The sequence below is a fragment of the Acutalibacter sp. JLR.KK004 genome (assembly GCF_036941085.1).
Classification (GTDB): Bacteria; Bacillota; Clostridia; order Oscillospirales; family Acutalibacteraceae; genus Acutalibacter.
Window position 1 is genome coordinate 426,563 of the sequence record NZ_JAYMNQ010000002.1, and the last position, 14,436, is coordinate 440,998.

At 57.1% G+C, this 14,436-nt stretch carries 11 protein-coding genes; all 11 read right to left on the reverse strand.

Translation table 11 applies throughout. The annotated features are described in order from the left end of the window. Positions 1 to 8: 8 nt before the first annotated feature. The 11 genes from surE to mreC all read right to left on the reverse strand — a co-directional run bounded on the left by surE (position 9) and on the right by mreC (position 13,980). Positions 9 to 758: a 5'/3'-nucleotidase SurE gene (surE, locus tag VSQ30_RS16520; RefSeq protein WP_334465588.1), complete on the reverse strand. Its 750-nt coding sequence runs from the start codon at positions 756 to 758 to the stop codon at positions 9 to 11. Between the two features lies 1 nt (position 759). Further along, complete coding sequence (gene nrdD / locus VSQ30_RS16525) at positions 760 to 936, reverse strand: anaerobic ribonucleoside-triphosphate reductase (RefSeq protein WP_160642827.1); 177 nt, start codon at positions 934 to 936, stop codon at positions 760 to 762. Positions 937 to 1,038: 102 nt separating this feature from the next. Continuing rightward, entirely contained in the window at positions 1,039 to 3,336 is a 2,298-nt protein-coding gene (locus VSQ30_RS16530; RefSeq protein ID WP_334465591.1) for an anaerobic ribonucleoside triphosphate reductase, read from the reverse strand. A gap of 691 nt (positions 3,337 to 4,027) precedes the next feature. Further along, entirely contained in the window at positions 4,028 to 5,809 is a 1,782-nt protein-coding gene (gene aspS, locus VSQ30_RS16535; RefSeq protein ID WP_334465594.1) for an aspartate--tRNA ligase, read from the reverse strand. 338 nt (positions 5,810 to 6,147) lie between these two features. Beyond that, positions 6,148 to 7,434 carry a histidine--tRNA ligase gene (hisS, locus tag VSQ30_RS16540; RefSeq protein WP_334465596.1) on the reverse strand — a complete coding sequence of 429 codons (1,287 nt, stop codon included), beginning with the start codon at positions 7,432 to 7,434 and terminating at the stop codon, positions 6,148 to 6,150. A 64-nt stretch (positions 7,435 to 7,498) separates the two neighbouring features. Further along, complete coding sequence (locus VSQ30_RS16545; RefSeq protein ID WP_334465598.1) at positions 7,499 to 7,810, reverse strand: MazG-like family protein; 312 nt, start codon at positions 7,808 to 7,810, stop codon at positions 7,499 to 7,501. A 466-nt stretch (positions 7,811 to 8,276) separates the two neighbouring features. After that, positions 8,277 to 8,675: a methylglyoxal synthase gene (locus tag VSQ30_RS16550; RefSeq protein WP_334465600.1), complete on the reverse strand. Its 399-nt coding sequence runs from the start codon at positions 8,673 to 8,675 to the stop codon at positions 8,277 to 8,279. A gap of 87 nt (positions 8,676 to 8,762) precedes the next feature. Continuing rightward, a complete protein-coding gene (locus VSQ30_RS16555; RefSeq protein ID WP_334466078.1) occupies positions 8,763 to 9,533 on the reverse strand; it encodes a nucleotide-binding protein in 771 nt (256 codons plus the stop codon). Between the two features lie 303 nt (positions 9,534 to 9,836). After that, positions 9,837 to 12,248 (reverse strand): peptidoglycan D,D-transpeptidase FtsI family protein, encoded by a 2,412-nt coding sequence (locus tag VSQ30_RS16560; protein WP_334465602.1) that lies wholly within the window; start codon positions 12,246 to 12,248, stop codon positions 9,837 to 9,839. A 332-nt stretch (positions 12,249 to 12,580) separates the two neighbouring features. Next, the gene (locus VSQ30_RS16565) at positions 12,581 to 13,090 is read right to left on the reverse strand and encodes a rod shape-determining protein MreD (RefSeq protein ID WP_160642821.1); all 510 of its coding nucleotides are present in this window, start codon (positions 13,088 to 13,090) and stop codon (positions 12,581 to 12,583) included. Then, positions 13,087 to 13,980: a rod shape-determining protein MreC gene (gene mreC, locus VSQ30_RS16570; RefSeq protein WP_334465604.1), complete on the reverse strand. Its 894-nt coding sequence runs from the start codon at positions 13,978 to 13,980 to the stop codon at positions 13,087 to 13,089. The genes VSQ30_RS16565 and mreC overlap by 4 nt, the downstream gene beginning before the upstream one ends. Between the last annotated feature and the right edge of the window lie 456 nt (positions 13,981 to 14,436).

Here is a 14,436-nt window from a genome sequence, read left to right on the forward strand (position 1 = left end):
CAGCCCGCCTACAGGACAAAGGACTTGTTGCGAAAGCCCTCTCCGTCTGTCAAATCATACACCAGGGGGGACAAGGCCACATACCCGTTTGCCACGCAGCCGATATCGCTGTCCATGCCGAAATCCGGCGTGGCGGCGTCCTGGAGGTTTTTCAGCCAGTAGTAATCCCGGCCGTCCGGGGTCTGGCGGTGCTCGTAGGTATCGGCCCACAAATGGGTCCGCCCGGCAGGCACCCACTTCACGCCCTGTATCTCCTGCCCGGGCAGGGCGGGAATATTAACATTCAGCATAAAGTCAATATCCTTCTCCACATCCAACTGGGACAGCAGCCGGACAAACACCTCCGCCGCCCTGTCAAAGTCCCCGTCCCACTGGGTGGATACGGCGATGGACTTCTTGTCCAGCATAGCCCCTTCCATAGCGGCGGAAACCGTCCCGGAATAGAGCATATCCATAGCCACGTTCAGGCCCTTGTTCATGCCGGAAACCACCAGATCCACAGGCTCTTCCGCCAGGGAGAGCACGCCCAGCCGGGTGCAGTCCGCCGGCGTGCCGGAGACTGCAAAGGCAGCCGCCGCGCCGGGCACCTCCCGTTTCTCTGCAAACAGGGGCAGCCGCACTGTCAGGCCATGGCCCACAGCGCTGCGCTCCTCCATGGGGGCGCTGACGGTGATTCTGTGCTCTTTGCCCAGGGCCTTTGCCAAGGCATGCAGGCCAGGGGCGTTAATGCCATCGTCATTCACCAATAAAATATGCAACTTATTTCCCTCCCAGGGTGTGCTTTACCCTATCCTGCTCCTCGGCCCGCTTGGCGTTGTTCCAGCGGTCAATGGTGCCCACCAGATAGCCGGTGATGCGGCGGATGCGCTCAAAATCCCGTCCCTCGCCGATGATAACCTCTTTGCCTTCAGTCTTATATTCCTTTACGCTTGTCATGTGAAATTCCTCCTTATAACTATGTCAAAATGGATTTTTGGATCAAACCTTTTTCCAAAAAAGGTTTGCGGGGTGTGGGGCAGCGCCTCACGGTCTTAAAGCTCAATGTATCAAACACGTATAGTCCGGCACATCGTGATACTTTTTCCGCAGCTCCTCCAGCTTGGAAAGGGGTACGCCCTCCCCGGCATGGCGGCCGCAGCGGGGGCATACGTCGTCGATAATGCCGTTATAGCCGCACACCGGATCCCGGTCAACCGGGTGGTTCACAGAGCCATAACCAATGCCAGCCTCCTTCATGCAGCGTATCACGCTTTCAAAGGCCTCCACATTCTTGCAGATGTCGCCGTCCAGCTCCACATAGCTGATGTGCCCGGCGTTTGTCAGGGCATGGAAGGGGGCTTCCTTCTGAATTTTCTCAAAAGCGCCAATGGGATAATACACCGGCACATGGAAAGAGTTGGTGTAGTATTCCCGATCCGTCACCCCGGGGATTTTCCCAAACTTCTTCTGGTCAATCCGGATAAACCGTCCGGAAAGCCCCTCTGCCGGGGTGGCCAGCAAGGTGAAGTTTAAGCCTGTCTCCTGGGAGGTTTTGTCCATATACGCCCGCATATGGGTGATAATCTCCAGTCCCAGCTTATAACTCTTTTCATCCTCCCCATGGTGCTTGCCTGTCAGGGCCTTCAAGGTTTCCGCCAGGCCGATAAAGCCTACGGACAGGGTGCCGTGCTTTAAAACCTCTGCCACAGAAGCGTTGCGATCCAGCTTTTCAGAATCAATCCACACCCCCTGGCCCATGAGGAAGGGATAGTTATAGGCTTTTTTGCTGCACTGGATTTTAAAGCGGTGTAGCATCTGCTCAATAGCCAAATCCATCCGGGCATCCAGCAGCTTATAGAATTTTTTAATATCCTTCTCCGACTCTATGCCGATGCGGGGCAGGTTGATGGAGGTAAAGCTCAGGTTGCCCCTGCCGCAGGTGGTTTCCCGTTTGGGATCGTGGGTGTTGCCCATCACCCGGGTGCGGCAACCCATATAGGCCACCTCTGTGTCGTAGTCCCCGGCCTTGTAATACTGCAAATTAAAGGGCGCGTCTATAAAGCTGAAATTGGGGAACAGCCGCAGGGCGGAAACCTCCATGGCCAGCTTAAAGAGGTCATAGTTGGGATCCCCCTCGTTATAGTTTACCCCTTCCTTCACCTTGAAAATCTGCACCGGGAAAATAGGGGTTTCCCCATCTCCCAGCCCGGCCTTTGTGGCCAGCAGCAGGTTCCGAATCACCATGCGCCCCTGCTCGCTGGTATCCGTCCCGTAATTCAGGGAGGAGAAAGGCACCTGGGCGCCTGCCCGGGAGTTCATGGTGTTCAGGTTGTGTACCAGGGCTTCCATAGCCTGATAAGTGGCATGATCTGTCTCCCGCCAGGCAGCCTCCTGGGCATAAGTGCAGGCGTCCTCCGCCTCCTCGGTGATGATCTCCTCATAGCCGTTTTCCTTCTGGTGCCGGGGCAGGAAAGCAACAAAACGCTCGCTGTAGTGTCCCACATTTTTCATGGTCACCTTGCTCCCCAGTTCCCGCTTGGCGGCGTTTATAAGGGCCTCCGCGTGGCTGTGGGGCATACCCTTGTGGATCTGCAAAAACTGGATGAGGGCCTTGAAAAATTCCTTGCGGTAAGTCTTATCCACCCCTAAAGCCATGGCATAGTCGAAGATAGGCACGCTCTGGCCGCCGTGCATTTCGTTCTGGTTTGCCTGGATGGCAATGCAGGCAAGGGCCGCGTAACTGCGGATATCCTGCGGCTCCCGCAGGTAGCCGTGGCCAGTGGAAAAGCCGTTTTTAAACAGCTTAATCAGGTCAATCTGGCAGCAGGTTTCTGTCAGGGTGTAAAAGTCCTTGTCATGGATGTGGATTTCCCCGCTTGCGTGGGCCTGGGCGATATGGGGGGGGATAACATATTTGTCATAGAAGCTCTTAGCCCCCTCCGATCCATATTTCAGCATGGTGCCCATGGCGGTGTCCGCGTTGATGTTGGCGTTTTCCCGCTTGATATCCGCGTCCTCCGCAGGCACAAAAGTCAGCGCGGAGTAAATCTTCACCAGCTCGTCGTCCATTTCCCGCAGCTTCTGGTGTTCCGCCCGGTACAGGATGTAGGCCTTCGCCGTTTTGGCGTAGTCTGCGGCAATCAGCTTTTCCTCCACCACGTCCTGGGTCTGCTCCACAGTGGGGGTTTCTTTCATCTTCTCCAGCTCTGCCACCACTTCTTCTGTAAGCCTGTCCAGCTCCTCATCGCTGAACTTCTCTGTGGCAATGCGCACATTGGCTTTGAAAATGGCGGCGCGTATTTTGGCGGCGTCAAAGGGGGCTTTTTCCCCGCTTCGTTTGATAATGGTTTTCAGCATGTATCCTGATCCTTTCCTCACTCGTACATGGGGGCGCAAAGCCGCCCGCCAGCTTTACCATTATACCTGTTCTCCCTTTTTCTGTCAATACTATATATTGTGTACATTTGGTAATTTCAGCATATTTCCACTCAAAATATATTGCCGGATTATCGTTTCACAGTCCCTTTGCGCCAGCATGGAGGCTGGCTTTCTGCCATTGTTTCACGCTTGTGAAGGACTTGTCATTCTCGCCCTGCTTCCCGTGAAAATTTTTTTACTCCATCCCTCCCCAGAGACAACCAGAGACAATTTTTGAAAACATTTTCTCTGGACTCTTTAAAAACTTCCACCCGCCCCCGGCCTGCCGGAAAACAACCTCTCCCCGGCCCGGTATCCTTCCTGGGATATCCCCCAGTGCACAGGGCAGGCCAAAGATAATTCTTTGAAAAAGCTTCTCTGGACTCTTTAAAAACTTCCGCCCACCCCCGGCCCGCCCAAAAACAATCCCTTCCTGGCCCGGTATCCTTCCTGGGAAATGTTCCGCCAACCCACCCAAAAACCGCGTCCGCCCTGCATAGCCAGGGCGGACGTTTCAAGTGCATATAATAACCGCGTTAACTCTATTTACTATACTCTAAATTTTTTAACGCAGGAGCAGCCAAAACAGGCCGGAAAGCTACGTGCGAACACTCCTGTAGGCGCCACTGGGTCACGTTGCTTTCACAGGGGCAATTCCCAGCTCGTCAAGCTGGAGCTTATCCACTGCCGCCGGGGCCTGGGTCATCAGTTCGCTCATGTTCTGCACCTTGGGATACGCCACCACGTCCCGCATACTGCCAGCCTCTGCCATCTGCATAACAAGCCGGTCAAGGCCCAGGCCAATGCCGCCGTGGGGCGGCGCGCCATAGCGGAAAGCGTCCAGCAGGAAGCCAAACTTCTCGTGGGCCTCCTCGTCAGAAAGCCCCAGCAGGGCGAAAATACGGCCCTGCAGCTCCGGATCCGTAATGCGGATAGAGCCGGAGCACAGCTCCATGCCATTCATCACCAGGTCATAAGCCTTAGCCCGCACCCGGCCTTTGTCCGTCTCCAGATAGGGCAGGCACTCGTCCAGGGGAGAGGTAAAGGGATGGTGCATAGCCACCCACTCGTTTAAATCCTCGTCAAACTCAAAGAAGGGCATCTCTGTAATCCACAAGAGATTCCGCATTCCCTGGGGCACAATGCCCAGCTTCTGGGCGGTGATGGTGCGCAGATAGCCAAGCTGGGAAAGCACATGGCTGGTTTTCGTGTCCGCGATAACCAGCAGCACGTCGCCCACTTTGGCTCCGGTCTTTTCGTAGATGGCCTGCATTTCTTCCTCTTTCATAAACTTCAGGAACGATCCGGCATACCCCTCTGGCAGCAGGCGCACCCAGGCCACGCCCTTGCCGCCAATGCCTTTCACAGCTTCCGTCAGCTTGTCAATCTCCTTGCGGGAAAGGGCCTTCACAGCGTCCTTTGCCACAATAGCCCGCACGCTGCCGCCTCCTGCCACAGCGTTTGCAAACACCCCGAAGCCACAGTCCTTCACAAGCCCGCTGATGTCCTGTATCTCCATGCCATACCGGGTGTCCGGCTTGTCAGAACCATAGCGCTCCATAGCCTCCTTATAGGTCATCCGGGGCAGGGGCAGGGGGATGTCCTCTCCCAGCACCTCCTTGAACACATGGCGCACAAAGCCCTCGGCCATGGTCAGCACGTCCTCCACATCCACAAAGGACATTTCCATGTCAATCTGCACAAACTCCGGCTGCCTGTCGGCCCGCAGTTCCTCGTCCCGGAAGCACCGGGCAAGCTGGATATAGCGGTCAAACCCCGCCACCATGGAAAGCTGCTTATAAAGCTGGGGGGACTGGGGCAAAGCGTAAAACTCTCCCTTGTGCAGCCGGGACGGCACCAGAAAGTCCCGGGCGCCCTCTGGGGTGGACTTAATCAGCATAGGGGTTTCAATCTCAATAAAGCCGTTGTCATAGAAATAATCCCGGGTGGCCTTTGCCACCTTGTGCCGCAGCAGCAGGTTCCGCTGGAGTTCCGGCCTGCGCAAATCCAGATAGCGGTATTTCAGCCGCAGTTCCTCGTTGGCCTTTGACCCCTCCACAATCTCAAAGGGAGGCGTTTCCGATTCCCCCAGCACCCGCAGTTCTTCCACGAAGATTTCCACGTCCCCTGTGGGGATCTCCTTGTTTTTTGACGTGCGCTCCCGCACCGTCCCCACTGCCGCCAGCACGAATTCCGACCGTACCCGGAAAGCCTTGTCAAAGGCGTCCTTGCCGCTGTCCTCGTCAAAGGCAAGCTGTATAATGCCTGTCCTGTCCCGCAGGTCGATAAAGATAAGCTGGCCCAAATCCCGCTGCCGCTGGCACCAGCCGAACACAACCGCCTTTTCTCCCACATGCTCCATGCGGAATTCCCCGCAATAGCGGCTCCGCTTTAACCCTTGTATCGTCTCCATTTTTATCCGCTCCTTTTTTAAGGCCGTAAGGCTCTGCCCTACACCCTGTTTCCTGTCTGTCAGTTCGGCCAGCCGCTGGACGCGAAAGTCCGCGAAACGTTTCGATCCATGGGACGCAGCGGCCCCCTTTTAAAAAGGGTTTGATCCTAAAGTCTATTTGCCTGTTTGCCCACGCACCGGGTGAACGCCTTTGGGAGCACGTCCGGCACGCGCTGGTTCGCGTAAGCGCGGTGCCATGCAACGCAGCGAAAAACTACCACTCGCCAGCGAACATTCGTGAGCGTCCACGCGTCTCGGGTGCAGAAACGCATTGCTCCGCAAAGCGTTTCGTCACGCTGCTAAAAGCTCAAATCATCCTGGGCAGTGCTGGCGGTAAGGTAAGCGTCCACGAAATCCTCCCCGATAGATATCTTCACCTTTTCCCCGGTCTGCATGTTTTTCAGCTCCGCCTTGCCGGCTTCCAGCTCGTTGTCTCCCAGCACCATGGTGTACCTGGCCCCAATGCGGTCAGCATACTTCATCTGGGCCTTTAAGCCCCTGGCGCACAAATCGCAGTCTGCCGCCACGCCGCACTTGTGCAGCTTGTCCATGAGCACAAAGGCCTTTTTCTGGGCCTCGTCCCCCATGGCTGCCAGGTAAAGCTCGCAGCGCACAGGCTCCGGGAATTCCGCCTTCTGCTCCTCCAGGGCCAGAAGGATGCGGTCAAGACCCAGGCCAAAGCCCAGCCCCGGCGTGGGCTTGCCTCCCAGTTCCTCCACCAGCCCGTCATACCGCCCGCCCCCGCCTAAGGCAAAGCCCAGGCTCTTGGAGGGGAACTCAAATACTGTCCGGGTGTAGTAGTCCAGGCCCCGCACCAGGCCGGGATCCAGCTCATACGCAATGCCCAAAGCGTCCAGCAGCTCCTGCACCTTCCCGAAATGGGCCTTGCACTCCTCGCACAGATAGTCGGTAATCTTCGGCGCGCCCTTGGCAATCTCCTGGCACACCGGGCTTTTGCAGTCTAAAATGCGCATGGGGTTGCGCTCCAGGCGGGACAGGCAGGTTTCGCACAGCTCATCCTTCCGGGCGCTGAAATATTCCTTCAGCGCCTTGTGGTATTCTTTCCGGCAGGCAGGGCACCCGATGGAGTTTAGCTGCAGGCCCACGTCATGAAGCCCCAGCCGTTTATAGATGGCCAGTCCCAGGGCAATCACCTGCACGTCTGCCCCGGGATCCGCCGCGCCGAACATCTCCACCCCAAACTGGTGCAGCTCCCGCAGCCGCCCGGCCTGGGGCTTTTCATAGCGGTAGCAGGAGGTGAGATAGTACAGCTTCACCGGGTATCCCGCGTTGTACAGCCCGTTTTCCAGCATGGCCCGCACAGCCCCCGCCGTCCCCTCGGGCCGCAGGGTGATGGAGCGCCCGCCCTTGTCCAGGAAAGTGTACATCTGCTTTTCCACCACATCTGTGGTGTCTCCCACGCCCCGCAGGAAAAGCTCTGTGTGCTCGAAAACCGGGGTGCGGATTTCCGAAAAGCCGTTTAACTCCGCCTCGCTTTTCAGCACGTCCTCCACAACCTGCCATTTTTCCGTCACCCCCGGTGTCAGATCCATTGTGCCCTTGGGGGCCTTTGTCAATAGTTCCATGTTCATTTCCTCCTTCTTAACTCTGAAGCCTTCCGGCTGTTTTTCTACTTTCTTTACCGCTTTTTTACCGCCCGCTGCCCACCTGGCCCGTCCGGGCGGCGCGGGAAGCATACTTCTCCAGCGCTGCGGCAAGGGCCTTCTCTGCGTCCAGGCCTGTGGCGCTGCACAGGGCCAGGAGGGAAAACAGACAGTCCCCCATTTCCTCCTCCAGACCGGCCCCGGGCAGCAGCGGCGCAGTGCCGTAATCAGAGCCTTTCAGCACCTCTTTTGCCAGTTCGCCCACCTCTGAAACCAAATCCAGCATCCGTGCCTCCAGGGAAAAGGACAGGCCCTGCGCCTCCATGAAATCCTTCACCTGTTTCTGCGCCTTTTCCATAGGCCCTCCTTTTCCAAAAACTATGCCTAAGCCTCGCAAACGCGTTGGGAGTCCAGAGGGGATTATCCCCTCTGGCAGGGTGCAGGGGCGGCTTTGCGGCGAAGTGCTTTAAAACAAAAAACCTTCTCCCCCTGCGGCTGAGCCGTGAAGGGACGAAGGTTATGCTCCGTGGTGCCACCCTGCTTCAAGCGCAAAGGCAAACTGCCCCCCTTGCGCTCCTTGTGGTATTCAGTTGCGGCTGGCAGGCGTCTTTCACCCGTTCCCTCCGAAGGGGGCTTCCAGCGCGGTTTCCGCGCCCCCTCTCTCTGCCGGGCTTCCCGGGATACTCATCCTGCGTCATAGCCGGATGCAAGTGTAAATCCAGTTTATTATAACCTGCAGGCCCGGCCTTTGCAAGGTTTTTCCAGAAAATTCCCGGAAAAATTTCCGCGCCGGGCCTTTATCCTCCATAGTGGTGCAGCCAAAGCTATCCCTTCACAATATCGCGCCAGTCCAAATCGCCCCGCTCCAGGCCGTGTACCAGCACCTCTGCCGTAGCGATGTTGGTGGCTACAGGGATGTTGTGCATGTCGCACAGGCGCAAAAGGTTCATATCGTTTGGCTCGTGGGGTTTGGGATTTAAGGGATCCCTGAAAAACAGCAGCAGGTCAATTTCATTGCAGGCAATGCGCGCCGCAATCTGCTGGTCGCCGCCCTGAGGCCCGCTTAAAAACCGCTGCAGCGTCAGGCCCGTAGCATCCGCCACCATTTTCCCGGTGGTGCCGGTTCCGCACAGGCTGTGTCGGCTGAGTATGCCGCAGTAGGCAATGCAGAATTGTACCATCAGTTCTTTCTTAGCGTCGTGGGCAGTAAGTGCGATGTTCATGTGGTTCTCTCCTCCCAACTAGTACAAATATAACTTGTCTTTTCAATACAAATCCAAACGCTGGTCTCCACCCAGCGTGAACCGTCCTCACAATTGGTCGGGAATAGGGATAGACTCCCCTTCCAGCCGCCCCGACATGCGGCACAGGGCTTTCATAGCCCTGGAATCCACAGGGGCCGCCCTGCCCCGCAGAAACGCTGCCGCCAGCATGGCGTCCTCCGGCACAAGGCCGAAAAGCCGCACCCCTGCGGCGTCAATAACTCCATCCAAATCCTTATAAGCCCCGGTGGCGCTGAAAAGGGGAGCGCTAAACCGGTTTATCACCAGCCGCCTGTTTTCAATCCCCAGCTTTTCCAGCAAATCCTTTGCCGCTCCAGCATTGCGCACGCACACCGGATCCGGGCTGCATACAATCAGCGCCTTGTCCGCCGCGCAGGCCGCGGAACGGAACCCGCCCCCCACTCCCGCAGGGGAATCCAGCAGCACATAATCGTAATACCGCTTTAAAAGGGGCACCAGCTTGCGCATCACCGCCGGGCGTATCATATTTTCCCCGGCAGAAGGCGCGGGCAGCAAAAACAAGCCTTCCCCCTCTCCGCAGGGATAAATGGCCTCGGCAGGGGCGCACCTGCCAAACACCACGTCTGAAATGTCAAACACCAGGTTCTCTTCGGCCCCGGTCATTCTGTCCAGGCTGCGCAGCCCCGCGTCACAGTCAACCAGCAGCACCCTGCGTCCTTTCTGGGCCAAACTGCGCCCCAGCCCCAGGGCTACGGTGGACTTCCCCACGCCGCCTTTGCCAGAAGTGACTACCACTGAAACTCCCATGAGAATCGCCATGCGATACAGGATCCGCACCAAAAGGGATAACCCCTCAGCCCCTTGCGCCCGGTACCGTTCCTTCCTTTGTATTTTTCATACCAATGCCACCCCGCTTATCATCTTAGCACATAGAAGCCAAATTGTCAAAAAGAAATATTGCTTTGCCGGAAAAATTGTGTCAAATTTATAGGGGAAGGGCTTTTTTCCTTGCCGCACAGCTTCCCAAAAGGCCCCGGCCCGCAAACGCGGGAACATGCCGCGCATGTCCCCGCGGCTGCTTTGCAGCCAGCCGGTTCAAGGAACCGGCTGGCTGCGGGCCGGGAGCCTTTTCCTGCCAGCCTACCCCTCCGGATCGCCGGAGCTTTCAGGGCTGCCGGAAACATCGCCGCCGTCCTTTTTGGCCCCGCCTTTGTAATAGGGAGCGCCGCTGGGCGCGCTGCTGGGCTTGGGGGAGGGGCTGGGTTCCTCTTCCTGATCCTCCGTCGCGGAAGGAACCTCCCCGCCGGTATAGGGCGCGTCCGGGATGTCGTTGCCCCGGGAGGGGGTGGGGGAGGGGGAAACATCGCCCTCCGGTTCGGAGCTGCTCTCCTCCGGCTGGGAGGAGGGGTTGTCCTCGTCCTCGTCGTCCTCTATTACCTTGCCATCCTCGTCCACCAGCTTGCCTTCGGGATTGCGGCGGTTGCCGTCCTCATCCCAGGTGTAAAAGCCAAAATACTGATCCAGAATGTCTTTTGCCACGTTTTTGGCGTAAGGGCCGTCGTTGCCATATTCCAGCATCACCGCCACCGCTATCTGGGGATCGTCCAAAGGCGCGAAGCAGATAAAGCTCAGGTTCGGCTCCGTCCCCCCGGATTCCCGGTCAGAGGTTTCCGCCGTGCCAGTTTTGGCAGCCAGGGCCACCCGATAGTCGCCGAAAACGTCTCGGGCCGTTCCTTGGGTACACACCTGCCGCATAGCTTCCCACACCACGCCCATTACGTCGCTGGATATGCCCGCGTCTGCCACCACCGGGGCCTGGAAGTCCTGGAGCAGCTCCTGCCCGGTGTAGTCGTACACCTTGTCCAGGAAATGGGCCTGCTTACGCACGCCGCCGTTTGCGATGGTAGCGCAGTAGGTGGCAAGCTGGATAGGCGTAAAGTGGTTGTCAAGCTGCCCGATAGCTGTCTGGGCTGTGTTGCCGTCTGTCCAGGGGGTGCCGTAGGTCATCATATATTCCTGGGGGCTGGACATAATCCCCTGGGCCTCATACAGCTCCACCCCGGTATACTGGCCCAGGCCGAAATATTCCGCGTAAGCGTCCAGCTTGGCAATGGTGATGTCCAGGCCCGCCTGGCAGAAATAGGCGTTGCAGGAGTTGGCAAGGGCCTGATATACATTGGCAAAGCCGTGGGCGCCTGTGCAGCCCAGCCTCAAATCATAATACTCAAACATCCTGTTGCAGTTATAAAGCGCCGTTCCCGCGCTGAAGGTTCTTTCCTGCAGCCCCGCAATGGCTACCAGGGGCTTGAACACAGAGCCAGGGACAAAGCTTCCTCCCAAAGCCCGGTTAAAAAGGGGCTTTGCCTCCTCGTCCTTTTGCAGTTCATTATAATATTTGTTGTCGGAAAGGTAGCGGTTCAAATCATAGCTGGGATAGGTGCTGCAGGCCAGCACCCCGAAGTTTTTCACATCCAGCACCACCGCCGCCCCGGCAACGCAGCCCTTTGCCTCGGTGTTCCCTTTAATATTCTTTTCCAGGGAAAGATTTGCCACCCGCTGCAAATCGCTGTCCAGAGTAAGCTGCACCGTATGCCCTTCCTCAGGCTGTACGGTCAGGGCCGTACTCACCACGTTGCCGTCCTCATCTGTAAAAACCGACTGCTGGCCCCGCTTGCCCCGCAGCTCGCTTTCAAAGGCGGCTTCCGCGCCCCCCTGGCCCATTACGTCCGCCCATTTGTAGCCGGAAATATTGGGGTTGCTGCTTTTGCTGCTGTAGGCAGTGCCATTCTCCACAGCCTTTTCATACTGTTCCCCGGAAAGGGCGCCCACCATCCCCAGCACGTGGGGGGCCAGGGTGCCGTCCTCCCCGTTATACCGGGTAACGCTTACCCGCACCTCAATCCCCGGCCACTGGCTGGAAACCTGGCTGATAATGCCCACCATGTCCGGCGAAATGTCCTTGGCAATGGTATAGGGATTGTGCCGGGAATAGCCGTCCATGGTCATGCCGTAGCGCACAGAGGTGATAGTGCGGATATCCCGCCGGGAAAGTCCCTGGCAGCCGTAAAGCTTTGCAAGCTCGTTCATGCAGTCGTCTGCTGTGGCATAGTCCGCCAGGTTCAACATGTCCTTGCTTTTCAGCCGGGCAATCTCGCTTTCGCTGTCCTCTTTAAAGACATACTCCCCTTCCTCGGTCAGCTCAATGGGCAGCCTGTCCACCCATTCCTCCCCGTATTCTTCCAGCAGATCCACCACCTCTAAAATGGTGGCGTTGCGCTTTCCCCGGGTATAGTCCATGTAGAGGGCGTTGTATATCACGTCGTAGGAGGTGCGGTTGCCTGCCAGCACGTTCCCGTCACTGTCCCAAATCTCGCCCCTTGCGGCGTCTATCTCAATGGTGTCTGTCAAATCGCTTAAAGCCTGCTGCTCATACTTGTCCCCGTCCACAAGCTGCCACTGCACCAGCCGCAGCTCAAAGCCTGTAAAAACCAGCAGCACAAGCAGGATGCATATAGCAAAGCGTCCCGGCCGTCTCATCTTCGGTTTTTCCATTTGCACACCTCCGCTTCCAAGACCTTGGGACTCCGTCCCAAACCCTGCAAATCCTTTTGAAAAAAGGATTTGATTCTAAAACCAGCCGCCCCACCGCCGCAGCCTTTTCGGCCAAGTACTCTTACGGGGCGCGTCCTGTGTGTTTTTATTTCTCCAGTTTTTATGCTGCTTCCCGAAACGTGTCCGTGGCGCGTGCCTAAGCGTACAAACTGTATCCTGCGTCCGCCGCATTCCAGCCGAGCGTCACGCTTGCGCGATGGCCCACATAAGCCGCATAAACTCTTTATGCGGCGAAAAATTCCATCTCTGTTCCCCGCGTCTTGGATGCAACGTCACGTTGCCGGGCGGAGGGCCTGGTACAGAGCTTTGTTCAGCAGGTAGAGCAGGGGCACAAAGAGCATGGTGTAAAAATATTTAGGCAGGTAGTGATGGGTAAAAGCATACTCCGGCATGGAGTAAGTAAAATAATACAAAAAGAACCATTGGGCACAAACCGTAAGCCCTATAGACCACGCCCCCGTAATCAGGGCTGTGGCAAGGTTCACCTGCATCACGCTCCTGCTCTGCAGGCTGATGAAAAAACACAGCACCGCCAGCGCCGCCCCATGAAAGCCCAAAGCCCCCGCCAGGCCGAAGTCGCAGAAAAGCCCTCCCACAATGCCAAAGGCCATGGCGGGAATCTCCTCCTCGAAAAGGGCTATCGCTATCACCGCAGGCAGCAGCAGCACCGGGCGCACGCCGTAAATAGGGGGCAGCAGTCCCGGGGTTTCCTGCAGCATAAACAGCACCAGAAGCTCCAGGGTGTAGGCAAGGCAGCGTATAACCCGGTTAAAGTCCCTCATTCGCCGTCCTCCTTGGCAGGATCTTCCTCGCCCTCTGGCAGCACAGAGGCCTCCTCCCCCTTGCCGGGGAAGCTGACAATCACCTGCACGTCCTTCACGTGGGCCAAATCCTCATAGGGCTTCACCACCGCGTATTTGGAGATGTCGTTTTCCGACTTCTCCACGCTCTGCACCTCTCCGATGATGATGTTGGCGGGATATGCCCCCCCAGCCCCGGAAGTGGTGATGATGTCGCCTTTCTCCAGCTTTGTCTCGCTGGAAAGATAGTTCAGCCGCAGAAGGCCGGCGCTTGCGGTCATGATGTCGCTGGTGATAACGCCGCTTTCCTCCCGGTCTATGGATACCGCCGCCACCTGCAAGTCCTCTGAAAGCAGGCAGGTCACCATGCTGCTGGTGGCATACACCTGGCTCACCACCCCCACAAGGCCCTGGCTGGTAATCACCGGATCCCCCTCGCTTACGCCGGAAAGGGAGCCTTTGTCTATGGAAAACCCGGCAAACACCTCGTTGGGATCCCGCCCAATCACCGAGGCCGAGCGCATCTCGTTTTCCGGCTCAAGCTGGGCGATTGCCAGTTGCTGCTTAAGCTGCTCGTTCTCCCGCTTCTTTTCCTCATAGTCCACAAGCTGCTGGGCCAGGGCGCTGCGCTCCTGCTGGAGCTGCTCCACCAAAGCCTGCAAGTCCTCCTTGGAATAGCTTTCCAGGTCTAAAAACTCCGTCATGTTCCCAGTCACGTCTGTGGCAATGCTCTGCATGGGCGCGGAGACAAACCCTAAAAGCCCCGCCACAAAGGCGCTTCCCGCCGTGGCCGTAAAGGCTGCCAGCCCCAGCAGCACCACCACGGCAATCGCCAACACCTTAAAAGAGCTTCCTTTAAAAAAATCCTTCATACGGCCCTCCTATAGGGCTTGTTTGAAAATAGAGAAAGTGCCGAATTTTTGAGACAAACGGGGTGGTTTCAAGGCGGAAACCGCAAGACAGGCTGTCGCCTGTCGAGGATTTCCAACACAGAAAGCGCACGTTTTGGACAAAAAGACGGTGTTTGCGATTTTTCAAACAAGCCCTTAGTCACTGAACTTGAAAAATATATTTTTCAAGTTGCAGGATATCGCTGTGCGATATCCTGCCGGTTGGTTTGCCCGCCGGGGCAAACCAACATGACTCATTTATCCGATTAAGCCCAAAACATAGCCTGGGGCTTAATCGACTATAAAGCGAATACGGACTGCCCGGGGCCATAAAAGCCCCGCGGCAGTCCTCCTTTTTCCTCTCCCTGCGCCCGCCCCAAGGGAACTTTTTGAAAAAAGTCCCCTTGGGAATCCCTCAAAAACTTTCAGCCGCCCGGT